General features: G+C 32.4%; 25 protein-coding genes. 21 read left to right on the top strand and 4 right to left on the bottom strand.

Annotated features, from left to right (window positions below; all coding sequences use genetic code 11):
* Positions 1-185: 185 nt before the first annotated feature.
* From ACZ0AH_RS00325 to ACZ0AH_RS00265, 13 genes are all read left to right on the top strand, one after another.
* The gene (locus tag ACZ0AH_RS00325; protein ID WP_463473911.1) at positions 186-863 is read left to right on the top strand and encodes a hypothetical protein; all 678 of its coding nucleotides are present in this window, start codon (positions 186-188) and stop codon (positions 861-863) included.
* Complete coding sequence (locus ACZ0AH_RS00320; RefSeq protein ID WP_463473910.1) at positions 863-1,984, top strand: hypothetical protein; 1,122 nt, start codon at positions 863-865, stop codon at positions 1,982-1,984. The genes ACZ0AH_RS00325 and ACZ0AH_RS00320 overlap by 1 nt, the downstream gene beginning before the upstream one ends.
* Before the next feature lie 25 nt (positions 1,985-2,009).
* The gene (locus tag ACZ0AH_RS00315) at positions 2,010-3,824 is read left to right on the top strand and encodes an OmpA family protein (RefSeq protein WP_463473909.1); all 1,815 of its coding nucleotides are present in this window, start codon (positions 2,010-2,012) and stop codon (positions 3,822-3,824) included.
* A 45-nt stretch (positions 3,825-3,869) separates the two neighbouring features.
* The gene (locus ACZ0AH_RS00310) at positions 3,870-4,640 is read left to right on the top strand and encodes an ABC transporter permease (protein WP_318801366.1); all 771 of its coding nucleotides are present in this window, start codon (positions 3,870-3,872) and stop codon (positions 4,638-4,640) included.
* A 2-nt stretch (positions 4,641-4,642) separates the two neighbouring features.
* Entirely contained in the window at positions 4,643-5,473 is an 831-nt protein-coding gene (locus tag ACZ0AH_RS00305) for an ATP-binding cassette domain-containing protein (protein WP_463473908.1), read from the top strand.
* A gap of 8 nt (positions 5,474-5,481) precedes the next feature.
* Positions 5,482-7,014 (top strand): AAA family ATPase, encoded by a 1,533-nt coding sequence (locus tag ACZ0AH_RS00300; RefSeq protein WP_463473907.1) that lies wholly within the window; start codon positions 5,482-5,484, stop codon positions 7,012-7,014.
* 563 nt (positions 7,015-7,577) lie between these two features.
* Positions 7,578-8,024 (top strand): GNAT family N-acetyltransferase, encoded by a 447-nt coding sequence (locus tag ACZ0AH_RS00295; RefSeq protein WP_463473906.1) that lies wholly within the window; start codon positions 7,578-7,580, stop codon positions 8,022-8,024.
* Positions 8,025-8,119: 95 nt separating this feature from the next.
* Entirely contained in the window at positions 8,120-9,580 is a 1,461-nt protein-coding gene (locus tag ACZ0AH_RS00290) for a lipopolysaccharide biosynthesis protein (RefSeq protein WP_463478074.1), read from the top strand.
* A 52-nt stretch (positions 9,581-9,632) separates the two neighbouring features.
* Entirely contained in the window at positions 9,633-10,067 is a 435-nt protein-coding gene (dut, locus tag ACZ0AH_RS00285; protein ID WP_463473905.1) for a dUTP diphosphatase, read from the top strand.
* Between the two features lie 171 nt (positions 10,068-10,238).
* On the top strand, positions 10,239-11,255 hold the full coding sequence (locus ACZ0AH_RS00280) for a sugar phosphate nucleotidyltransferase (protein ID WP_463473904.1): 1,017 nt from the start codon (positions 10,239-10,241) through the stop codon (positions 11,253-11,255).
* Positions 11,256-11,270: 15 nt separating this feature from the next.
* Positions 11,271-12,623: a tetratricopeptide repeat protein gene (locus tag ACZ0AH_RS00275; RefSeq protein WP_463473903.1), complete on the top strand. Its 1,353-nt coding sequence runs from the start codon at positions 11,271-11,273 to the stop codon at positions 12,621-12,623.
* Between the two features lie 15 nt (positions 12,624-12,638).
* Positions 12,639-13,421, top strand: coding sequence for a lipoprotein insertase outer membrane protein LolB1 (gene lolB1 / locus ACZ0AH_RS00270; protein WP_463473902.1), 783 nt, complete (start codon positions 12,639-12,641; stop codon positions 13,419-13,421).
* A 23-nt stretch (positions 13,422-13,444) separates the two neighbouring features.
* A complete protein-coding gene (locus ACZ0AH_RS00265) occupies positions 13,445-14,704 on the top strand; it encodes a murein hydrolase activator EnvC family protein (protein WP_463473901.1) in 1,260 nt (419 codons plus the stop codon).
* 50 nt (positions 14,705-14,754) lie between these two features.
* Here the strand turns inward: ACZ0AH_RS00265 and ACZ0AH_RS00260 are convergent, their stop codons facing one another.
* Entirely contained in the window at positions 14,755-15,174 is a 420-nt protein-coding gene (locus ACZ0AH_RS00260; protein ID WP_463473900.1) for a CBS domain-containing protein, read from the bottom strand.
* 219 nt (positions 15,175-15,393) lie between these two features.
* On the opposite strand from ACZ0AH_RS00260, the gene rbfA reads away from it, so the two are divergent.
* The 8 genes from rbfA to ACZ0AH_RS00220 all read left to right on the top strand — a co-directional run bounded on the left by rbfA (position 15,394) and on the right by ACZ0AH_RS00220 (position 20,828).
* Complete coding sequence (gene rbfA / locus ACZ0AH_RS00255; RefSeq protein WP_055097718.1) at positions 15,394-15,786, top strand: 30S ribosome-binding factor RbfA; 393 nt, start codon at positions 15,394-15,396, stop codon at positions 15,784-15,786.
* Between the two features lies 1 nt (position 15,787).
* The gene (locus tag ACZ0AH_RS00250; RefSeq protein ID WP_463473899.1) at positions 15,788-16,987 is read left to right on the top strand and encodes an ABC transporter permease; all 1,200 of its coding nucleotides are present in this window, start codon (positions 15,788-15,790) and stop codon (positions 16,985-16,987) included.
* Positions 16,988-17,160: 173 nt separating this feature from the next.
* Positions 17,161-18,588 (top strand): MATE family efflux transporter, encoded by a 1,428-nt coding sequence (locus tag ACZ0AH_RS00245; protein ID WP_463473898.1) that lies wholly within the window; start codon positions 17,161-17,163, stop codon positions 18,586-18,588.
* Between the two features lie 68 nt (positions 18,589-18,656).
* Complete coding sequence (locus ACZ0AH_RS00240) at positions 18,657-19,256, top strand: N-acetylmuramoyl-L-alanine amidase family protein (RefSeq protein ID WP_463473897.1); 600 nt, start codon at positions 18,657-18,659, stop codon at positions 19,254-19,256.
* Between the two features lie 94 nt (positions 19,257-19,350).
* Positions 19,351-19,899: a DUF6934 family protein gene (locus ACZ0AH_RS00235; protein WP_463473896.1), complete on the top strand. Its 549-nt coding sequence runs from the start codon at positions 19,351-19,353 to the stop codon at positions 19,897-19,899.
* 9 nt (positions 19,900-19,908) lie between these two features.
* On the top strand, positions 19,909-20,130 hold the full coding sequence (locus ACZ0AH_RS00230; RefSeq protein ID WP_463473895.1) for a hypothetical protein: 222 nt from the start codon (positions 19,909-19,911) through the stop codon (positions 20,128-20,130).
* Positions 20,131-20,289: 159 nt separating this feature from the next.
* Positions 20,290-20,544: a type II toxin-antitoxin system Phd/YefM family antitoxin gene (locus tag ACZ0AH_RS00225; RefSeq protein WP_463473894.1), complete on the top strand. Its 255-nt coding sequence runs from the start codon at positions 20,290-20,292 to the stop codon at positions 20,542-20,544.
* 5 nt (positions 20,545-20,549) lie between these two features.
* Complete coding sequence (locus ACZ0AH_RS00220) at positions 20,550-20,828, top strand: Txe/YoeB family addiction module toxin (protein WP_463473893.1); 279 nt, start codon at positions 20,550-20,552, stop codon at positions 20,826-20,828.
* Positions 20,829-20,903: 75 nt separating this feature from the next.
* Here ACZ0AH_RS00220 and dusB read toward each other — a convergent pair whose 3' ends face one another.
* The 3 genes from dusB to ACZ0AH_RS00205 form a co-directional block, all read right to left on the bottom strand.
* Complete coding sequence (gene dusB / locus ACZ0AH_RS00215) at positions 20,904-21,896, bottom strand: tRNA dihydrouridine synthase DusB (protein ID WP_115844563.1); 993 nt, start codon at positions 21,894-21,896, stop codon at positions 20,904-20,906.
* Between the two features lie 132 nt (positions 21,897-22,028).
* Positions 22,029-23,318, bottom strand: coding sequence for a flexirubin biosynthesis putative acyl-CoA ligase FlxY (gene flxY, locus ACZ0AH_RS00210; protein WP_463473892.1), 1,290 nt, complete (start codon positions 23,316-23,318; stop codon positions 22,029-22,031).
* Positions 23,315-24,982, bottom strand: coding sequence for a C45 family autoproteolytic acyltransferase/hydolase (locus tag ACZ0AH_RS00205; protein ID WP_463473891.1), 1,668 nt, complete (start codon positions 24,980-24,982; stop codon positions 23,315-23,317). Before ACZ0AH_RS00205 ends, flxY begins: the two co-directional genes overlap by 4 nt.
* Positions 24,983-24,987 lie beyond the last annotated feature (5 nt).

Below are 24,987 nucleotides of genomic sequence, written 5' to 3'. Positions count from 1 at the left end.
CAAAATACGTTATTTACCTTATTTGTGAATTTTAGATAAGAATAAATAGGTCTGACTATAAATTAGTTACATTTTGATTTTAAAAAAGTATATATTTATAGCTTTAAACTTAGTAACTTTTTAACACTTTTTGCGTATAACATTTAACAACCAAAAAGTTATTAAAAATAGATTAACTAAAAACAATGGCAAAAGAAAGTTTTAATTGGAAAAGTCTTTTCATTAATGATGAGGCTAATAATAATGCTGAGGGTAAAGCTGCATCTCAACCGTCGGCGCCGATTTCACCAGTTCCTGATAACAAATTTCCGAATCAAGCTACAGAATCATTTCCAACAGGTTCGCTGACAAATCCTTTCTTAAACGAAATATTTGAAGTTTATGATAAAGGGTTTGAATCATTGAATGAGTCTGGTTTTGACTTTTTCGAACTTTATAAGTCTGTTATGGCAGTTGGAGTTACAAATCCACAAAGTTATCAGATGGCATTTACAATGGGTAAATCGATTAAATCTGACTTGACAAAAGAATTTCTTCTGCAAAAAGGGAGCTTTTATATAACAGAAATAGAAAAAGTTTATGCCAAATATGATACGATTGGTAAAACTAAAAAAGCTGATTTAGATAATGCAATTACAAAAGAAAAATATAATTTATCTAAAAGCATTTCTGATTTAGAAGCAAAAATTATTGAACTTCAAAAAGAATTAGAAGCTAAAAAAATAGAACTTCAAAAAATTGATCCTGTTAATATGGAACAGCTTTCGGAAATTCAGTTAAAAATGGAAGCTAACAATTTGGCAAAACAAAAAATCTTAAGTTCAATCAATACTGTAATAACAGGAATTAATCAATATTTGTAATGGATAAATACGATCAGGAAAGAAGCACTCTTTTGACGCTGCCAATATTAAAACATTTTGACGAGTCTAAAGGAGAAATAGCTTTAAAATCGGGTGCGCTTAAAAAAGGCGAAAAGTCATTATTTTTGGCTTTGGCATTAGGTTTATTAGGAGTTGGAGGTTATTTAATCTGGACTTATATTATTCCGCCGTTATTTACAATGTTGGGTCAGGCGATCGCTTTATCTGCAACAGGTGTGTTTTTAGTTTTTTTAGTTATGATGGCTCCCGTTATCATGAAAGGACTTCGTTTTGCAACAAAAAATATTCATAAAGCATTAATTCAGAGTAATCCTTTTAATGAATTGGAAGAGCAAAAACAAAAAATGATAAAAAACCGTGAAGTTTTTAAGAATACCAAAGCAAAGCTGAAAGGTCTTAAAAATGAAATGGAAATTGAAGCCAACAAATCTGAAAAAGAAGCAAAAGCTTTTCAGGAAGATGTTTTGAGTTTACAGCGCCAGTCTGAAAAATTGAAATCGGCGATGGATGAAATGGTGAAACAAAACGGAGTTGCTGCAAAAGACACAGATGAGTATGTAGCGCTGCAAAGTGAATTGGCCAGAAAGTTAAGTGATTCTCAAAGAGTTTCGACGCAATATGAACAAAGCAAAAGTTTTATTCAAAAATATGGTGTTCGTGCCAATGTTTTAGGAAAGATGGACCGAAAACTAACTTTAGCAGGAACAGCGATCGATATTAAAATTGCTGATTTTGATGTTACGGTTAAGATGCTTCAGAAAGAATATGAATTTGCCAGAAATGCTAAAGAAGCAACAGAAAGCGCTAAAAGTGCGATGTTGTTTACCAAAGACTGGGAATTAGAATATGCATTGGAAGTTGTAACCTCTACAATTGCTCAGGATATTGCAAAAACTTCTGAAAACCTGATTGACATTGATGCGTTGACTTCTAAATATTCTGTTGATAATGATGAACTGTATTCAAGATTAGATTCATTGGCAGATGAAATTAAAACAGGAGACAATACAATTCCGGACTCAACAAAATATACAAGTCCAAACTACAAAATGACTAAAGACGATAAATTGTCTAGTGGTGGTTTTGGAGATATTTTTTAAACAAAAAATTAAATTTAATAATAAAATGGGAAAAATTTTAAAAACAGAAAAGTTAACGACTTTTTCTGAATTATTAATCGTTATTGCTGGAATTGCTGTAATTTTAGGAGGAGTTTATTACTTGTCTCCGGGAATTAAGACAGCTGTTTCAAAACAATTAAACGGAATAGATCTTAACCAAACAGATGTTAATAATGTGACGAATGCGGCAAAAATTGCACTTCCGTCAACAGAAATATCTTCAGAAGTTGCAGACAAACCACTAGTAAGAATTGGTGGTTATGCCTGGAACGCTCAATCTGGAATTATTGTTTCTAATGGTGGTCCAAAAACAACAAAAGGATCATTGATGGAAAAAAACGGAGTTAATCTTGAAATTATTCGTCAGGACTGGCTTTCGGAATTGCGTAATATGCAAATGAAATTTATTGAAGAGTTTGATAAAGGCGAAGCTTTTCCATCTTCGGATAAAAGTATTTTTGCTGTTATGATTATGGGTGACGGTGCGCCATTTTATATTAGTTCTGTTCAAAAATCATTAGACGAAAAATACGGAAAAGACAAATACCACTTGCAAGTTATGGGTGTTGTAGGTATGAGTTATGGTGAGGATAAATTGATTGGGCCGCCAAACTGGAAATCAGATCCAAAATCGATGAAAGGTTCTGTTATCTCTGCAGTTCTTGGAGATGGTGACTGGGTTACTACTGTAAACTATTGTTTTGCAAACGGATTAAAAGTAAATCCTGATCCAACAACATATGATGCAGAAGCAGTAAATATTTATCCATCTGAAAATGATGATTATATTAAATCGGCAGAAGAATTAATCAAATCTCAAACAACAGGATGGACTGTTACTTTGAAAGAAGTTGTAGATGGAAAATTAACCAGAAAATCAGTTAATAGAAAAATCGATGGTTGTGCAACATGGACTCCCGGAGATAAAACAGTTTTTGATAAACTTACAGGTTTTGTTGATATTGTTTCTACAAAAGAATTCAATAACCAAATGCCAACAGCACTTATTGGAGTGAAAGAATGGGCAGTAAAAAATCCGGATATTGTTTCTAATATTTTGAAATCGGCATTGACGGCTTCAAACCAAATTAAAAATTATGAAGATTGGAAAGTAAGAGCTTCACAAGCAGTTGCTGATACTTATAAAATTGAAACAGCAGATTATTGGTACAAAATGTTCAAAGGACAACAAGGAACAAAAGGTGGATTGACTTATAATATGGGTGGTTCAAAAGTGTTTAATTATGCTGATGCAATGCAATATTTTGGTTTATCTGATGGTGTAAACAGATACAAATCTGTTTATAACCAAGTTTCCGGATATTTGACAGAATTGAATCCGTTTGGATTTAATGAGAATGTTGGAGCTGTTGTTCCTTATGATCAGGCAGTAAACTTGTTCTTTTTGAAAAACATCAACGATATTGAATCTACTTCTGCAGATAAAGCAGATTATAGTGCAGAAGCAAAAGAAGTTGTAGCTTCCGGAGAATGGAAAATTAATTTTAATACCGGAAGTGCAGATATCTCAAATTCATCTACTAAAGAAGTAGAGAAAATTTACAACCTTTTAGTACAAGCTGAAAATACAAAATTAACGGTTGTTGGACATACTGATAATGTTGGAAATCCAGATTCTAATCTTGCGCTTTCAAAAAGCAGAGCAGAAGCAGTTGTGAATTACTTAAAACAAAAAGGTATTCCTGCAAGCCGTTTTCAATTAGTTGACGGAAAAGGACAAAGCGATCCAATTGCAGATAATAATTCTGCTTCTGGAAAAGCGTTAAACAGACGTGTGGTTATTACTTTCTTAAAATAAAAATAAATGAAGGCTATCTTTCGGAATAGCCTTTTTACAATCAGCATGATAAAAATTTTAACTCCTTTCGAAAAAATATCAAAACAAAACAGAACGCTTATTTTATTAGGCTGGTTAGTTCTTTTGATTATTATTTGGTTTGCAACAACCTCTGGGGAAAAACATCTTTTCCCTTCTCCTTCTCAGGTTTTAACAGGTTTTCAGGATTTGTATAGGGAAGGTTTAGTTGTACATATTTTCAATTCATTGTCTTTATGTTTTATTTCAATTTTTTTGGCTACAATAATTTCTTTGTTATTTGCCTATGCATGGCCAATTCCGTTATTAAAATCAATTTCTGAATTTGTTACAAAATTTAGATTTTTGCCTTTTACCGGACTTTCATTTTATATAACGATGGTTGTTCATGAAGCAAGAGCAATGCAGGTTTGGATTTTAGTAATTTTCCTTACTACCTTTTTGACAACGTCATTAATTGCTGTTATTAAAGATATTCCCCAAGAAGAATTTGATCACGCAAAAATGCTAAAATGTACCCGTTGGGAAGTTCTCCTGCAGGTTATTATTTTGGGAAGAATAGATTATGTAATTGATGTAATCAGACAAAATCTTGCCATAACCTGGATGATGCTTGTTACGGTAGAATCTATCGTGGTCGCTTCCGGCGGATTAGGTTTTTTAATAAAAAACTCTGATAAGTTCATGAACACCGGAAGGATTATTGCACTTCAAATCATCATTTTATTAATAGGTCTTGGCTTAGATGCAGGAATAAATTATTTAAGAAAAGCACTATTTAGATATTCAAAAATATAATCATGACACACGAATATAAAGAGACGCTTTTGTATGTAGAAAACCTTAGCGTTGGTTACGATGATACTATTATTATAAAAGATATAAATCTTGTAGAAAAGGATGTAATCAGACAAGGAGTTGATTGTACAGGACAAGTTATAGCTTTTGTTGGAAGATCAGGAAGAGGAAAATCAACTTTTTTTAAAGCATTGACCGGACTAATTCCAATGAATTCCGGAAAGATATTAATCAGGGATTTTGAAAACAAAGAACCAAACGCAGCAAAATCAGTGTGCGAAGGCGACATTGGTTTTGTAGATCAAAAATATACTTTATTCAGGCATAAAACTGTTACGCAGGCTTTGAAATTTTCGTTAAGAAAAACGAAGCTTTCGAATACTGAAAAAGATGAAAAAATAAAGTTATATCTAAAAGAATGGGGATTAGAAAATTGCAAAGACAAATATCCTAACGAACTTTCAGGAGGACAAAGACAAAGAACAGCGATTATAGAACAATTGTTTTCATCGGATCAGTTTATTGTTTTAGACGAACCTTTTTCAGGATTAGATGTTGGAAATATTGAAGAAGTAAAAAAATCATTTGAGTTATTAGGAAAATCATCGGAGTTTAATACCGTTATTTTTTCTACACATGATATCGAATTAGCGATAGAATTAGCACAGACTATTTACGTTATTGGGCATCCAACCATTAATGGAAAAAAAGAAAACTATGGAACCATTGTAGCAAAATACGATCTAAGAGACATGGGACTTTCGTGGAAAGAATATTGTGATGATCACTTAAAATTATCAAAAGAAATTATTCATCAAATGATGATTTCTTAAATTAGAATATGTCAAAGAAGAACAATCCGATATCGATTATTGAAGACTCATTTTTGTCTCTAAAAAAATATTTAGAAACAAATATATCTAGTAATGAAGCCGTTTTTACGGCTTCATTTATTATGGAGCTGCAAAAAGAAACAAAGCAGATTCTTGAAATTTGCAATGCATTAAATCAGGATCCAGATTTTATTCAGAAGATAAATGAAGCTGTAAATCCAGTTTTTTCGAAAGGATTATTGTTGAAAGCAGAACATTTTTTTCTTTCGGACATTATTGATCTTTACGAAAAAGAACCCGGCGCGAAAAATGAAAAGCAGGAATTTGTTCTGGCCTATTATTACGATGCTTTACGAAACAAACATTTTGCAGATGAAAACTCTATAGCCGAATTGAATCAGTTGGTTTTTACGGAGAATTTTAAAAATCTTCTCATAAAAATAAAAAAAGAGAATAAGATTATAACTTCAAACGCACAGCAAAATCAATATTTGCTGCCAGAAGTTTTATCCGAAAAAAAGAATAATAAATTAGAAGAGATTCTAATCGAATATCAAAATTTCATTCATTTTACATTTGGTAAAAAATTTGAAAACACAACGGCTTTCAGTAACTATTTGGGTTTAAATCTAAACAAATCAAAAACAGATAAAAAAGAAATAAACAATTTACCGGAAGAAGATACGCTCGAAAAAGTGCTGAAAGAACTAAATGAATTAGTTGGTTTAGCAGAAGTAAAAAAAGATGTTTCTGAACTGATTAACTTATTAGAAATACAAAAAAAACGTTCGAAGCAGGGATTAAAAAATGTTGAGATTACTTTGCACACCGTTTTCCTTGGGCCTCCCGGAACCGGAAAAACTTCAGTAGCCAGACTTTTAAGCAGGATTTTTAAACATTTAGGATTTTTATCAAAAGGTCAAATGTTCGAAACAGACAGAGAAGGTTTAGTCGCAGGTTATGTAGGGCAAACGGCAACAAAAGTTGATAATGCAGTAGAAGCAAGTCTTGGCGGAGTTTTATTTGTTGATGAAGCATATGCATTAACTCAAAATGCATTTGGAAACGATTATGGCGCCGAAGCTGTAAATACGTTACTGAAAAGAATGGAAGATCATCGCGAAGATTTGGCTGTTGTAGTTGCCGGATATACTGAACCAATGAAGTTTTTTATCGAATCGAATCCCGGATTACGTTCTCGTTTTAATAGATATTTCCATTTTGATCATTTTTCTCCGGCAGAATTACTTCAAATTTTTCAATCATTCTGTACAAAATCTGATTTTATTCTTACCGATGATGCCAAAGAAAAGCTAACAGACACTTTCGAATTGCTTTACAAAAGTAAAAATGAAAGTTTTGGAAATGCCCGAGTTGTTAGAAATTTATTTGAAAAATGCGTGCAGAATCAGGCAAACAGAATTGTGAAAATAAAAAAAATTACCAATAAAGTTTTAAAAACATTTACTGAAGAAGACATTCCGGAACCAAAAGAAACCGAACAAAATGTTAACTTAGAAATGAAAAATAAAGAGATATAAAAACAAAAAGAGCCGACATCCCCAATTGTCGGCCCTTTTATAGATATATATAGTAGTAGAATTTTTTATTAAACTTATAAAATGGTGATTCCCGGTTTATTCAAAATCGAGAATCAGTACCATTTTATAAAATTAGACACAGATTTTATCACTCTGTAGTGCTTTGTCTTTCATGGGAACAAACTAGCTTTATTAATCCCAATGCTCTGTTTTTTTGAGGGTCACATTTCAGCAGAATTACTCCCTTTTGCTTTGTCTTTTATGGGAACAAACTAGCTTTATTAGTCCCAATGCTCTGTTTTTTTGAGGGTTACATTTCAGCAGAATCAGTCCCTTTGCTTTGTCTTTTGTGGGAACAAACTAGCTTTATTAGTCCCAATGCTTTGCTTTTTTAAGGGTTGTATTTTAGCTTTTCTCATTCCCTGTGATACAAAGTTAAGACAGAAGTACTTCGAATAATTTATACAATTTTTAAAGTTTATTATAGATTTCACATATTGCCTGGTTGGTATTATATAAGACAATGAAAAAATTGAGTATTTTTGAAATCTATTTTAATTACAATGAAACTACAAGTACAAGAGCTTACTACTATAGAAGCAATGCTGGCTCAGATTGAAACCATGCGATTTCTTTATCCAAATTTATCCATTGAAAAATATGAGGCTTATCTTTCTGAAATGGTTCCTCATAATTATATTCAGATTGGAGTTTTTGAAAATGACGTTTGTTTAGGAATAACAGGTTGTTGGTCAGCAACAAAATTATGGACAGGCAAATATCTTGAAATTGATAATTTTGTAGTAAACCCGGAACAGCGTTCTAAAGGAATTGGAAAATTGCTTACAGATTATATCGAACAAAAAGCGTTGGATCTTGATTGCAGCAGTATTGTTTTGGATGCTTTTACCGGAAATTTTGCTGCCCACCGTTTTTATTACAATCAGGGTTACGGACCAAAAGGTTTTCATTTTGTCAAAATTCTGGACGAAAAAAAACTAACACACTAAAAATATCGTCTTTGTTTTTTTATTGAATCAACAAAATCAATATTAAACGAAAGAAATGGTTATTTTTGTTTTACAAACTTTATTACATACATATTTTGGGATTATATAAGAATCTATTCAAACAAACTGCTATTTACGGACTTGCAACGGTTTTACCGCGCATGCTAAGTTTTTTATTGGTCAGATTATATACAGGTATTTTACCAACGGCTGAATATGGAGAAGTTTCGATTGTTTTGTCCTGGATGGTTTTCTTTAACGTAGTGCTTTCTTACGGAATGGAAACAGCATTTTTTAGGTTTTATAGTGCCGAAGAAGATAAGAAAAACGTAATAGCAACTTCTACAATTTCGATATTTTGGTCATCCATTATTTTCTTGTTTGTTGCTTTAATTTTCAGAAACACATTAGCAAGTCTGGCAGAAGTTGACGTACAATATGTTACATATACAGTTTGGATTTTAGTTTTGGACGCTTTGGTTTTAATACCGTTTTCAAAATTAAGAGCGAACCAAAGACCAATGGTTTATGCAGCAATTAAAATAGGAAATGTAGTTATCAATTTATTATTGAATATATTTTTCTTAATGTATTTGCCTAAACTTGCGGCTTCAAATCCTAATTCGGTTTGGGATAATTTATATGTAGAGAATTTTCAAATAGCATATATTTTCATTGCAAATCTTCTGGCAAGTTTAGCCACGTTTGTTGTGCTTTCGCCGAATTATCTTTCACTGGGAAGAAAATTTGATCCCGTACTTTGGAAAAAAATGATGAAATACGGTTTGCCAATTTTGGTTGCCGGATTAGCATTTGCGGTTAACGAACATTTCGATAAAATTCTTTTAGGATATTTATTACCTGAAAACCTGGCCAAGTCAGAAGTTGGAGCTTATTCTGCTTGTTACAAATTAGGATTGTTTATGGTTCTGTTTGCAACAGCTTTTAGGTTAGGAATTGAACCTTTCTTTTTTAGCCATGCCAAAAACGAAAATGCACCCCAAACATATGCTGTAATCACAAAATATTTTGTTATTCTGGGTTCCTTAATTTTATTAGGGGTAATTGTTTTTGCCGATGTTTTAAAAATATTACTTCTTAATGACAAATCATATTGGGAAGCGATGAAAGTAGTGCCGTTAATTATTTTGGCGAACTTCTTTTTAGGAATTTACAACAACTTATCGGTTTGGTATAAATTGACAGATAAAACAAAAATTGGTGCTTATATCTCCATTGTCGGAGCAATTGTAACCTTGGTTTTAAACTATTTTTTAATTCCAAAATACAGTTATTACGGTTCTGCAATCGCCACTATTTCTGCTTACGGAAGCATGATGTTGATTTCTTATGTTTTAGGAAATAAATATTATCCGATACCTTATGATATGAATAAAATTGGCGCCTATTTAGGAATTTCAATAGTATTTTCGGCAATTTCTTTTTATGGATTTAGAGAAAATTATTTCGTTGGAATTCCGTTATTTTTAGCGTTCATCTATTTTGTTTATCATAACGAAAAAGAAACAATCAAAGGAATTATGAATAGAAAGTAATATTGAGTTTTTAGAAAATTCAATTTCTCTTTTTAAGATTTTAAATAAAAAAATGAAAATACAAATTATCAACAAATCACAACACGCTTTACCAAACTACGAAACAATTGCTTCGGCAGGAATGGATTTACGTGCTAATTTAACCGAAGCTATAACTTTAAAACCATTAGAAAGAACCATCGTAAAAACGGGACTTTTTATTGAATTGCCAATTGGTTATGAAGCACAGGTTAGGCCAAGAAGTGGTTTGGCAGCAAAAAAAGGAGTAACTGTTTTAAATTCTCCAGGAACTGTTGATGCAGATTACCGAGGTGAAATAGGTGTAATTTTAGTAAATTTATCTAACGAAGTTTTTGTAATTGAAAACGGAGAAAGAATTGCACAATTAATTATTGCCAAACATGAAAGAGCTGAATGGATTGAAGTTGAAGAACTTTCTGAAACATCAAGAGGCGAAGGCGGTTTTGGAAGCACAGGTGTAAAATAGTTATGAGTTTTGAGTGATCAGTTTTTTAAACTTTGTGATCTCGAAATAAAATGAAAATAACTTTGTAATCTCTGTGAATCCCGATAGCTATCGGAATTGCGAACTTTGCGGTAAAAATAAGAACCAACTCAAGAAGATTTAAAAAATCTTCCCATAAAAAATAAATACAAAATGAAAATAATTGTTCCAATGGCAGGTCGGGGATCAAGACTAAGGCCACATACTTTAACAGTTCCTAAACCATTAATTCCGGTTGCAGGAAAATCTATTGTACATCGTTTAGTTGAAGATATTGCCAAAATATTAAAAGAACCTATCGAAGAAGTTGCTTTTATATTGGGAGATCCTGCTTTTTTTGGAGATGATCTTGTAGAAAGTTTAGAAGAATTGGCCGGAAGTTTAGGTGCCAAAGCTTCAATTTATCGTCAGGATTTACCATTAGGAACAGGTCACGCGATTATGTGTGCCAAAGATTCGTTATCAGGTCCGGCTGTAATTGCTTATGCAGATACATTAATCAGAGCTGATTTTGAATTAGATCCGGCTGCCGATGCTGTAATTTGGGTAAAACAAGTTGAACAACCGGAAGCTTTTGGCGTTGTAAAATTAAACGGAAATAACGAAATTATAGAATTGGTAGAAAAGCCAAAAGAATTTGTAAGTGATTTAGCCGTTATCGGAATCTATTATTTTAAAGAAGTTGGCGTTCTAAAAAATGAACTTCAGCATGTTTTGGATAATAATATCCAAAACGGTGGAGAATATCAAATCAACGACGGAATCAAAGCGATGATGGCGAACGGAAAAGTGTTTAAAACCGGAAGTGTTGACGAATGGATGGATTGCGGAAATAAAGATGTTACGGTTGAAACCAATTCGAGAATGTTAGGATTCCTGCATAATGACGGCGAACATTTAGTTGATTATGATGTGAAATTAGAAAACGCAACAATTATTCCACCTTGTTATATTGGAGAAAATGTAGTGTTGAAAAACACAACCGTTGGTCCAAATGTTTCAATAGGAAAAGGGTGTCATGTTACGGACAGTATCGTTAAGAATAGCTTAATTCAGACTTATTCTCAAATAAAAAATGCTAACTTAGACAATGCAATGATCGGAAACCATGTAAGTTTTGATGGTAAATTCACCAGTATCAGTATAGGAGATTATTCGGTTTTAGAATAACTAACATTAAAAATAATGATAAAAAAAAGAGTTTTAATACTATTATTTTTTGCTTTTCTAGGCAATTCATCTTCAATTATGGCTCAGGTTGAACCAGAAGATATTGCTATGGCAACAGATGAATACCAAGACTCTTTTTATGAATCATTAAAACAAAAAGGAATCGAAAATTACGATAAAGCCATCGTATCATTAGAAAAATGCATCAAGCTAAAACCTAATGATGCCGTAGCTTATTTTGAATTAGGAAAAAATTATCTGTCCTTAAAACAATATAGCAATGCTCAGGATTCATTTGAAAAAGCAACGCAGTTAGATCCCAAAAACAAATGGTATTGGTTAGGGATTTATGACGTAAGTTATGAAACCAAAAATTATCCTTTGGCAATCGAAACGATTCAGAAAATTATTCCGTTTGACGAAGAATATAAAGACGATTTGATTTCGTTATATATGATTACCAATCAATATGACAAAGCGCTTGTGACGATTAATGAAATGAATGATAAATTCGGAAAATCAGAAGATCGCGAAAGATACAAAACGCAAATTTTATCCCAGGGAAAATATCAATCAACAGAAATTAGCAGTTTGACTGATGCAATCAAAAAGAATCCGAAAGAAGAATCGAATTATGTAAACCTGATTTTTTTATATTCAAAAGCAGAAGATACAGATAAAGCACTGGATGTTGCCAAACAATTAGCAAAGGAAATTCCAGCTTCTGAATGGGGACAAGTAAGTTTATTTAAAGTTTATCTAGACGGAAATCAAGCTGATAAAGCCATTAAATCGATGAACGTGATTTTGTCAAGTTCAAAAATAGATTCAAAAATAAAACATCGTACGTTAAATGAATTTTTGATTTACGTAAATAAAAATCCGCAATACGCACCGGATTTAGAAAAAGCAATTGCTTATTTTGACAACGACAAAGATGTTGATGTTGCCAAAGAAATAGGAAAATTTTATCATAGTAAAGGTCAGTTTGATAATGCAATTAAGTATTATGAAAAAGATTTGAAATCAAATTCAGATACGGATCGTGAAACCAATTTGCTTTTGCTTGAAGCATATACACAGGCAAAACAATTTGAACCCATGACAAAACGAGCGATGAATATGATTGAAGTATATCCGAGTCAGCCTCAATTTTATTATTATGCAGGTTTAGGAAACAATCAGCTGAAACAATTTAAAAACGCAAAAACCGTTTTAGAAATGGGACTCGATTATGTTGTTGATGATACTGCCCTTGAGGCAAATTTTAATATTCAACTTGGAGAGGCTTATAATGGTTTAGGAGATGCAAAGAAAAAAGAGGAATACTTTTTGAAGGCAAATGATTTATTGAAAAAAAAGAAATAAAGAGGAGAAATTGAGATGAAAAAATATATAGCAATAATGTTGGTAGCAGCGTTTGCGGTTTCTTGTAAATCTAAAGCTGTTGCGGTACAAAGTACTACTAACAATACGGAAGTTGTCGCTAAAAAAGACAACAAAGCGGTAGAGAAACATTACGATAACAAACAAAATTTTTCGACTGTATATATAAAAGCCAGCGCTAAATATGTTGATGAAAAACAAAGTCAGAATGTGACCGCCGAAATTAGAATCGAAAAAGACAAACAGATTTTGGTTAGCGTTCGTTTTTTAGGAATCACAATGGCAAAAGCATTAATTACGCCAACAACGGTCAGTTATTACGAAAAAATAAACAGTACGTATTACGAAGGCGATTTTACGAGTTTAAGCAAATGGTTAGGAACTGAATTAGATTACAGTAAAGTTCAGAACTTATTGGTTGGAGAAGCTTTAGACGATTTAAGAAAAGGAAAATATACGCAATCAATTGTAGAAAATCTTTTTCGTTTAGATGATGAAACAGATCCTAAATTGAAAAAATCGTTCTATTTGGATCCTGAAAAATATTTGCTTCAAAAAGAAGAAATTTCAAAAGCTTCAGAAAACATACACTTGCAAGTCAACTATTCTGACAATAAGGTTTTTGATCAGGGAACATTTCCAACAACAATCGAAATCAATGCAATTCAGCCAAAAGGGAAAACCAATATTAATTTGAATTACAACAACATTTCATTTAACGAAGAACTTTCTTTTCCATATAGTGTGCCAAGCGGTTACAAGAAAGTTTTAATTAAGTAAATTTGCAAAAAGAAAATAAAAACATGCCAAAATTTCTCCTAAGCCTAATTTTTATATGCGCCACTACATTTATGTGGGCACAAGATTCGCAACAAGAAAAACTTGAACAGCGAAAAGCGCAAATTTTACAGGAAATAAAAGACAACGAAAAAATGTTGCAATCTGTAAAGAAAAAAGAAAAATCAGCGGTAAATGTCTTTTTGATTCAGGCGAATAAAATTAAACTGAAAGAAAAACTGATTAATACTACTTCAAAACAAGAGAAACTTTTAAGTAATGATATGTATATTAATCAAATGAAGGTTAATAAACTAAAAAGAGAACTGGCGGTTTTAAAAGAAGATTATTCTAAAATGATCCTTAAATCATATAAAAGCCGTTCTGAGCAAAGTCGCGCGATGTTTATTTTGTCTTCAGAAAGTTTTTTGCAAGCCTATAAAAGAGCACAATATTTAAAGCAATATACCAATTTTAGAAAAAATCAAGGTTTAGAAATCCAATCTAAAACAGCAGAATTAGTTGATTATAATGCCAGATTAAATGGGCAAAGACAAGTTAAGAAAAAAATTATTGCTGAAAATGAAAAAGAAAAACAAACATTAGAAGTTGAGAAAAAAGAACAGCAAAAACTAGTTAATGAAATTAAGAGAGACAAAGGAAAAATTTTAACGGATATAAAAGCAAAACAAAGCGAATCTAAAAGAATCGACAGACAAATCGATCGTTTGATTCGTGAAGCAATTGCCGAAGCAAATAGAAAAGCTGCCCTTGAAAGAGCAAAAGAGAATAATTCAAGCACAGCCGCCGCCGCAAAAGCTCCGGTTTCATCATCAAAAATTGAATTAACGCCAGAGAATAAAATTTTAGCAGCAGACTTTAAAGCGAATAGAGGAAGATTGCCATGGCCGGTTGAAAAAGGATTTATTTCGCAAGGTTTTGGAGATCAGCCACACCCGTTATACAATTCTGTAACCATTCATAATAACGGAGTTGAGATTACAACCGAAGCAGGATCAAGCGCCAGAGCTGTTTTTGCAGGCGAAGTTACAAGTGTAATTGTTTTATCGCCGGTAAATAAAATGGTGATTATTCAGCACGGAGATTACTTCTCTGTATATCAAAACTTAAGTACCGTAAGTGTAGATAAGGGCGATAAAGTTTCTATTAAACAAAGTATTGGTAAAATCAGAACGAGTTCAGAAACAGGAAAAACAACAATGAAATTTTGTATTTCGCAAAACTCAACATATGCCGATCCTAGAGGTTGGCTACAAAACAAATAACAAAAAAGGGAGCTTAAATGGCTCCCTTTTTTTTATGGTTAAATTTTTATTTAATCGTATTGTTCTAAAAAGTATTTCACAACATCAGTAGTGGTAACAATTCCTTTAAGTTCGCCATTATCTACAACCGGCAAAGCATGAAATTCTTCTTTCACAAAAATTTCTGCTAAATCTCTTATAATAGAATCAGATGAAACTGTTTTTGGTTTTGAAGTCATAACCTGAGAAATACTAAGCATGTCCAGAATCGCTTCATCGGCTCCTTCCTGACCTTCAAACAAAGCTCCAAAAGTCAATCGGTTTATATCAGAACGGCTTATAATACCAATTACTTCTTTACCTCTAACAATTGGAATATGTCGAATTGTATGTTGTTTTAACATCTCTACTACTTTTCTTAAATCGTCGTTTTCGTTTGCAGTTATGACGCTTTTGGTCATAATGTGGCTGATTGGTTCTCTCTTTTTCATAATAAATGGGTTGTTATATTTCTATCAAATATGTAGCATATTTCGGATAAATAATATGACTTTTATCATCATTTAAACGAGAAAGAGAATAAATGTATTGACGTAAATTTTAATTAAAAAGCATCAAAATTTGAAGAAAAACAGATTAGAACCCAAAAATCCTTTTATTGTTCATTTGAAATTGCATCGATTGAAATTTAAAAATAGTATTTTTGCACTATGGAAACAAATAGACAGAAAAAAATAGGCGGTGTCATCCAAAAAGATTTGGTTGATATTTTGCAAGGTGAAGTGCGAAAAAACGGAATTAGTAATTTAGTAATTTCGGTATCCAAAGTTAGTGTTACTTCAGATTTATCTGTGGCAACAGTATATTTAAGTATTTTTCCTCAGGATAAAGCCAAAGAAACTTTAGAAGGTATAAAATCTAATTCGACTTTAATTAAGCATGATTTATCGCAACGCGTTCGTTTGCAATTGCGCCGTGTACCAAACCTGGTATTCTTTATTGATGACTCTCTTGATTATATCGAAAAAATTGATAACGCCTTATCAAACAGAGAAAACCCAATCGAAAATCGTGATCTTTTAGAAAAAAGAAGAAAATCATAAATTGAATTTCCCCCTTTACATAGCCAAACGTTATATTTTTAGCAGAAGTAAAAACAATGCTATCAATATCATCAATCGCATTGCCAGCATGGGAATTATTGTTGGTACAATGGCTTTGTTTGTGGTTTTATCTGTTTTTAGCGGACTGAAGGTTTTCAGTCTTTCATTTACAAATGAGATCGATCCCGATTTAAAAATTACAAGTACACTGGGGAAATCATTTTTGCTGACATCAGATCAGGAAAGTCAGCTTAAAAAAATAGATGGCGTTGTTTCTTATACCAAAATTATAGAAGAACGTGTTTTGTTTTTGTTTAAAGACAAACAGCAAGTAACTTATTTAAAAGGTGTTGATCGTAATTATCCTGTTGTTAACGACATAAAAAAGAAACTCTTTAACGGAGAATGGCTTAAACCCGATACCTATCAGGTTGTTATTGGTTACGGAATTTCGCGTGATTTTTCTTTAGGAATATTAGATTTCGAAAATCCGTTGCAGATATTTGCACCCAAACCAGGAAAAGGAGCTTTTGAAAATCCGGAAGAAGCTTTTAATAAAACAGATGTTTTACCTGTTGGAATTTATTCGATTAGCGAAGATTTAGATTCGAAATATGTGTTTGCCGATCTTGGTTTAGCTCAGGAATTATTGATGTATAAACCCAATCAAATTTCCGGAATCGAATTTAATCTGAAAGAAAACGCAGATGAAAATGCTATAACAGCCCAACTCAAAACAATCTTCAATAATAAGATTACAACAAAAAACAGGGCACAGTTAAACGAGTCATTGTATAAGATGTTAAATACTGAAAATATCGTTGTTTACCTGATTTTTACCTTAGTAATTATTGTAGCACTTTTTAATTTAATTGGCGCTTTGATTATGATGATTCTGGATAAAAAAGGAAACCTGAAAACTCTTTTTAATCTTGGTACAGAAATCAGTCATTTGCGAAAAATATTTCTGCTTCAGGGAACTTTGTTAAGTGTTTTTGGCGGTATAATTGGTCTTGTTCTGGGTATAATTTTAGTATTATTACAACAACAATACGAACTGATTATGATTACGCCAACTCTGGCTTATCCAGTTGTTTTTACACTCGAAAATGTAGGTATTGTAATGGCAACAATTGTTTCACTTGGTTTTGTGGCTTCTTTAATTGCCAGCAGCCGGGTAAGTAAAAAGTTGTTGGATTAGTATTTTTTCGTAAAAAATATTACTTATATTTACCGTCTTAAAAATCTACAGTTTATGATTGTTTCTGCCTAATCCTATTTTTATTTTTTGAATAATTAGGATACTTTACGTTTATTTTTCTTGAGTTCAGATTATTGAATCTGGGCTAATCTTATCATTTATCCTAACACATCATGACAGAAACTACTATACAGAAAAGTTTATTTTCTAAAATTTTTACCACTTTAAAACAAGCCATAAAAGGCGACGAAACTTTTGATTATACTGCAGGAAGCATCAAAAAAGCTGTAATTCTATTAGCCATTCCGATGGTTTTAGAAATGATGATGGAATCGGTTTTTGCGTTAGTCGATTTATATTTCGTTGGACATTTAGAGCACAGCAGTTTTGCAATTCAAACCGTTGGATTGACTGAATCTGTATTAACAATTATATATTCATTAGCGATTGGGATGAGCATGGCGGCGACAGCAGTTGTGGCCAGACGTATTGGCGAAAAAGATCCGGTTGCTGCTGCAAAAGCAGGAATGCAGGCCATTATTGTTGCATTTGTTGTCAACAGTATTATGAGCGTTTTTGGAGTTATTTATGCCAAAGATATTCTGCTTCTTATGGGCGCATCTGTAGAAGCTGCCGAACACGGTTACCATTTTACTCAAATTATGATTGGATCAAGTTTGTGTATCATGCTTTTATTTTTAATCAACGGAATTTTTCGTGGCGCAGGAAATGCTGCAATTGCCATGAAAAGTCTTTGGTTAGCCAATATTTGTAATATTATTTTATGTCCGATTTTAATTAATGGTCTTGGTCCAATTCCAGCCTTCGGATTAATTGGTGCAGCTTTGGCAACAAGTTTAGGAAGAAGTATTGGAGTATTATATCAAGTATATCATTTGTTCTCCGGAAATGGAGTTTTAAAAATTAAAATTTCTTATTTTATTCCAGATTTCAAACAAATAAAAGCCTTGGTGAAAATTGCAGCTCCGGGAATTTTGCAGTTTGTAATTGCATCTTGCAGTTGGATTTTTCTGGCGCAATTAGTGGCGACAACAGGGGGAGATCATGGTTCAGCAGGATATCAGACTGCATTGCGAATAATGATGTTTTTTATACTTCCGGCTTGGGGATTAAGTAATGCGGCGGCAACTTTGGTTGGACAAAATTTAGGAGCCAAGCAAATCGATCGCGCCGAAAAATCAGTTTATACCACTGCAAGATACAACGTCATTTTTATGGCAACCATAATGATAATTACCTTGTGTTTTGGCAAATATATTATTTCGTTTTTTACCAATGATGAAATGGTAAAAACCGTTGCAGTCGAAGCATTGCAAATCATGAGCGTCGGATTTATTTTCTACGGAATCGGAATGGTTTTGATCAATACTTTTAATGGAGCAGGCGATACCTGGACACCAACCGGAATTAATTTCTTCGGATTTTGGTTATTCCAAATTCCGCTGGCGTATGTATTAGCCAAACATTTTAACATGGGACCAACAGGGGTTTTTATTGCAATTCCGGTTGCAGAAACTGCGATAACATTGGCCGGGATTTTCTTTTATAAAAGAGGAAAATGGAAACGTATTCAGGTATAGATTATGGTTTTATGCAATATTTCTTAAATATAATCGTTGGTAAAAGATAACCATAAATCAAATTATAGATGAAAACAAAGATTAGAATTTCGTTAGTTTTGATTACCGCACTATTTGGACTTTTTGCTTTTAAACCTTTAGATAAAAAAATTATTGTAATTGACGCTGGTCATGGCGGTGATGATTTTGGTGCAACGTTGAATGGTCTGCAGGAAAAAATAATTGTACAGACGATTGCTGAAAAAATTAAAAGTCAGAATAAAAATGAAAATCTTGAAATTGTTTTACTTCGTGAAGGAGATCACCAAATGGAATTAAACAAAAGAGTTTCAATTATCAATAATCTTAATCCGAGTTTAGTAATTTCGTTACACATTAACTCTTCAGAAAATTTTAGCAAAAATGGAGTAGAGGCTTATGTTTCTGCAAACCCAAAATTTTATGACCAATCAAAAGCAAATGCTGAAATTGTAGTAGACAAAGTTGCTGGGAATTATTTTTCGAAAGGAGAAGTTGAAAAAGCTTCTTTCTATATTTTGAAAAATTCGAACTGTCCGGCAATGACTTTAGAAATCGGGTACTTGTCTAATATAAACGACAGAACTTATATTATCAGCGAAAAAGGACAAAATAAAATTGCGGATAAAATACTCGAAGCAGTAAAGTAAAAATGTTTATCAAATAAAAAGGCCTTCAAATTTGAAGGTCTTTTTTATTGTAAGAAATTTACGTTATTTTTACTCTGAAAATTTAATGTTTCTTATGATTAAAATTAATTTAGAAAATACTTTTGAAGCTATATATGTAAGTTCCAATTTCGATCAATATATTTTTGAATCTCAATTAAAGAATAATAAAATAATTCAGTTAAAAGTTAAATTCACAAACATTGCGGATTCTTTATTACCAAATGTTTACAATCTGGCCTTTGGTCCATTTGATACAACTGGAAAAATCGATGATTCTATAAATCTTAAACATAAAGATAGTAATAAGGTTTTTTCAACAATTATCTTGTTTTCGATAATCTTTTTAAAAGACCATCCTCATGCAACAATTGGTATAGATGGTTCAGATGATTTACGAGCCAATTTATATCATCGAATGTTTAGATATAATTATAAAGATTTACAAGATTTTATAGTTATTATTGGAGTAGACTGGTATGTGAGATTATTAAGAAATGGAACAATTGAATTAGATATTGATGGGTCGGCTTTTTTTAAACCAAAACCAGAACCATTTAATTTTCAAAGAAAAACCAATGATCTTTACAGATATTATATGTTTAATTTAAATCATAATTTTTAAATTTGTTGTATGAAAGATTCTATTCAAAATAAGATTAATAAAATTCGAGAAATTGCGCTAGTTTCAGGTACGAAAAAAGATAGATTAGAGAATAATACCATAGAATCAAATAGCAATGATAATTTATCTAAATCCATTAGAAATGCTAAAGAAGCTGAGTTATTCTTTTCCGAGTTAAAGTCAGCAATTGATCTTGCCAAAAGAAATTCAACCAAAAATGTTTTAGAATAAAATGATATTTCTTTAACTTAAATGTACAAAAAAGACCTTCAAATTTGAAGGTTTTTTTTTTAATGCTATTTGTAAAAGTCTCAGATTTTCAAAGGATAAATGATTTAATAATTTTTTGTACCTTTGAGCGTACAATAAAATGTACGTAAATTTAATAATATGAAAGCAGTAACAATATCTACATTAAGAAAAAATATCAAAAATTATTTTGATGAAGTTTCAGAATCATCTGAAATAATTGTTGTTCCAAGAAATACAGAAGAAGATGCAGTTGTAATAATCTCTATGAAAGAATACAATTCTATATTAGAGACGCAACATTTATTATCAACTAAAGCAAATAGAAAAAGACTTGCTGATTCTATAGAACAGATGGAAAAGGGAAATCTAACTACCTATAATTTAGATGAATAATAAGTATGGATATTTGTTTTACGAAAAATGGTTGGGAAGAATTTGAATATTGGATCGAAAACGACACAGATACTGCTATAAAAATTAAGGAATTAATAAAATCAATTCGAGATAATCCATTTAAAGGAATTGGAAAACCAGAACCTTTACGACATGATTTAAAAAGTTTTTGGTCTCGAAGAATTAACGGAGAACATCGGTTGGTTTATAAAGTTTCAGGAACTAAAGGAACTGATCAAAAATGTGTCATCTTGCAATGTAGATTTCATTATGATGATTATTAAGCAATACAAAAAAGACCTTCAATTTTGAAGGTCTTTTTTGTATTATAAACTTGACAAAGATTGCGTTATATAATTTTAAACAAACTCATATCCTGCATAAACCTGTTCAATTTCTTTCATAATAGCAAAAAGATTTTCAGGTTCATCGGTTGTAACTAGTTTTTGTTTATATTCTTTAAAAGAGTGAATTCCTTTAAAATAATTGGTATAATGACGACGCATTTCAACAATTCCCAAACGTTCGCCTTTCCATTCCATTGACCACATTAAGTGATTTCTGGCAGCTTCTACGCGATCAGCAACCGTTGGAGCAGGTAAGTGCTCACCGGTTTTAAAATAATGCTTGATTTCGTTAAAAATCCACGGATAACCAATTGCGGCACGACCAATCATGATACCGTCAATTCCGTATTCATTTTTATATTTTAATGCTTTTTCAGGGCTGTCGATATCGCCATTTCCAAAAATAGGCATTGTAATTCTCGGGTTATTTTTTACACGTGCAATATGCGACCAATCGGCGTGGCCTTTATACATTTGAGCACGGGTTCTGGCGTGAATCGTTAAAGCCTGAACGCCAATATCCTGAAGTCTTTCAGCAACTTCATCAATATTAATTGAGCTATCATCCCAACCCAAACGTGTTTTTACAGTAACCGGTAAATCAGTACTTCTGATAACCGCTTTTGTCAAACGAACCATCAAATCGACATCTTTCAAAACTCCGGCTCCGGCACCTTTACAAACTACTTTTTTTACCGGACATCCAAAATTAATATCAACTAAATCTGGTTTTACGGTAGAAACAATTTTAGACGAAAGTGCCATTGCTTCTTCATCACCACCAAAAATCTGAATCCCAACCGGACGCTCGTAATCAAAAATATCCAGTTTCATTCGACTTTTGATAGCATCACGAATTAATCCTTCTGAAGAAATAAATTCAGAATACATCATGTCAGCGCCATGCGTTTTGCATAATCTGCGAAACGGCGGATCGCTCACATCTTCCATGGGAGCAAGTAATAAAGGAAATTCGGGTAATTCTATGTTGCCAATCTTGACCATCTTCAATATTTTGTGCAAAATTACAACATTTAGTTCAATTTGTACCAAATTGAGGTTCAAAGGTTCAGAGTAACAAAGGTTCAAAGGTTTTTTATCAGACTAATAGAAAACCTTTGTTGCTTTTTACCTATATTAAGCTCTATAGTCAAAAAAACGAATTGGTTTTCGACTCATTGGGTTAAAAACTAAAGGATTCAAAGTTTCTTTTGAGGCGAATTCAATCTTTGGGGTAACTCTTAATTTGGCTCTGAAATGATCTTTTATTTCCTGCAGAAATTCAGGCGTTTGGTTTTTAACAGCGATTTTTATCAGAATTTCATCGGTACCTAAATCGTTGGTTGAAATCTCAATAATATGATTTTCGATATTATCAAAACCACTCAAAACATCATTCATGGCTGGCGGATAAAGTGTTGTTCCTTTATATTTAATCATTTGTTTTTTACGTCCAATTACGGGACCAACACGCAACGTATTTCTCCCGCAAGCGCAAGGTTCGTTATGAAGCTGAACAATATCTCCGGTTTTAAAACGCAACAAAGGCATGGCTTCAATACCCAAAGTTGTAAAAGTCAATTCGCCGGTTTCTCCATTTTTTACAGGAATATTATTTTCGTCCAGAACTTCAACGATAATTAATTCAGGATGATGATGACCGCCAATTCCGTGTTCACATTCTGTAAAAGCCGTGCTCATTTCTGTAGAAGCATAAGTTGAAAACAACTTAATATTCCATTTTTCAGTAATTTTTTGAGATAAAATATTCATCGAAAAATCCTGATTTCGCAAAGATTCTCCAATGCAAATGGCACCTTTTATACTTGAATTATTATAGTCGATTCCGTGTGCTTCGGCGTATTCAATTAACTTTAAAAGAAAAGATGGAACAGTAATTAAATAAGAAGGTTTGTATTTTAAAATAGAATCCCATTGCAATTCCGGAATTCCGGCGCCAACGCGTATAACGCCAACTTTAAGTTTTCGCAAACCAAGAAAATAAGCCAAACCGGCCATGAATTTTCGGTCAATTGTGGTCATCAATTGCACGACATCGCCTTCTGCAATTCCGGCGCAGGCAAACGAAATGGCTTCATTATACGCCAATCGATCGAGGTCAGAATCGGTTAAACCAAAAGTTACCGGATCGCCCAAAGTTCCTGAAGTGGAAGCATAATCGATAATTTTATGCTGCGGAACACATAAAAAATCATCGTTGTATTGTTGTAAATCCTCTTTTGTGGTTACAGGTAAATGCTGTAAATCTTCGAGTGTTTTAATCTTCGAAATATCAATATTTCGTCCGGCAAAAAGTCTTTTATAAAAAGGAGAATTATTGCTTATGTAGTGTAAAAGTTCAACTAATTTTTGCTCTTGAAAATTTTTAATTTCTTCTAAAGAATCTTTTTCTATTACTGGAATCATTTTAATTTTCTTTTGAGTTTTTTTAAATATTTTTCAATTGCTGTTTTGTCAGGAACTGTTGTAATTTCTTTGGTTAGTGCTTTTTCAAAATTATGCTGAGCGAGCTGATATTCTTTTTTTTGATAAAAGTACAACCCTGCTTTGTAATACACAACCCAATAATCAGGGTTTAAGGATTGATAATTTTGAATAAATTCGGGACTGATATTTTCTTTCTTTTGAAGATATAAATCTATTTTATCATCTTCAATTCTAAACTTTTGATAGTTCTGATACGCTATAGTTTCAATAAATGGATCTTTTGCAATATTCAATTTTTTCTGTTGAAAGGAAACTACAACATTTGATCTTTTTTCTTTAAAAACAGAATCCAGATTATAACAGACAAATTCACCCAATTGATAGGGATTTGCCGAAACCCAAACCAATTTTTCTTCCGGTTTAAAAATAACTCCGTGATGCGCCATTAATTGATTCAATGCTTTTTCGTTTCCATAACCAATTTTAGTATCGTGCAAACCTTCTTTATTTCGAAGAATATCAGAAGCTATTTTCGGGTTGATTTTTGGATTCTCCGTAAAAAGTTCCTGCATTCTTTCAAAGCGATATTCAGAATGGCTGTTGATAATTTGCATTTGATTTCGTTTTTCTCCTTTTAAATCATCGCTCTGAAAATGATTCGAACATATTAACTGATCACTATTTGGAACATCGTAAACGTCCATTTTTTTAGGCGAAACTTCTATCAAAACCGCTTTATTATCATGTGCGCTTCCAACCATAATAGATTCAGAAACAAAGACTTCTCTTTTTTTAGCAATAGCAATAGCTTCATCAATAGTTGCAGCGTGCTGCAAAATTTCGCGTGTCAAAATAGAAATTGGTGTTTTGGCAATCATCGGGATTTTTGATTTTGAGGCGTTAATAGTAACCGTTAAACCTTCCTGATTCATTCCGGAAACAGCGCCAATCATTCCGGGCCAGGTAACCATCATAAATTTATGGCCTTCTTTCGGGTTTATAAATGCCAGTATTTTATTTTCCGCGAAAGCGTCATTTACATAAAAATCAAAATTACGTCCGAGGATTAAATTTCCATCCTCAGATTTTTCTCCCCACGCCGCAAAAGAAGAACAGCCAACCAAAGCCAAATCCTGCAAAGCGTGGCCAATATCATGTGCGGCATGCAAATATAAACTACGCTGAAATTGCGGTGCAATGTTATCAAAGTCATGAGAAGTATATTGCGAAACGCCATAAATTTCCGTTTGATATTCATCCGGAACATTCGTATATAATTTTCGATTGTACCATTTTAGAAAGTAACGGAGCATTTTTTGCTCAAATTTAGAAGGAACGATATCCTTTATTTTCGAGAAAAAAATCTGTTCTTGTTTTTTTAAAAGTGAATCTGATAAAGCGCCGGTTGTTAAGCCAATTTCCAGCGGATCACCTTCAACGTATAATTCCCAAATACCTTGTTTATTTTTTAAAATCGAGTTTTTTCCAGAGATAAAAACGCTGTCAGATTGTTTTATTACAAGAGGTTTTGTGGCATTATAATTCGAAATATCCGGTATATGATGCATTGATTTTGATGTTCCGCAAGAAGCCAATAGCAACAAAAAACCAAGCGAAATAAAAAATAGAATCCGGCCTTTCATCTCTG

It is taken from the genome of Flavobacterium sp. AC105, assembly GCF_979258495.1.
The sequence above is the reverse complement of the archived record's forward strand: the minus strand, read 5'-3'. Positions and strand labels throughout refer to the sequence as shown.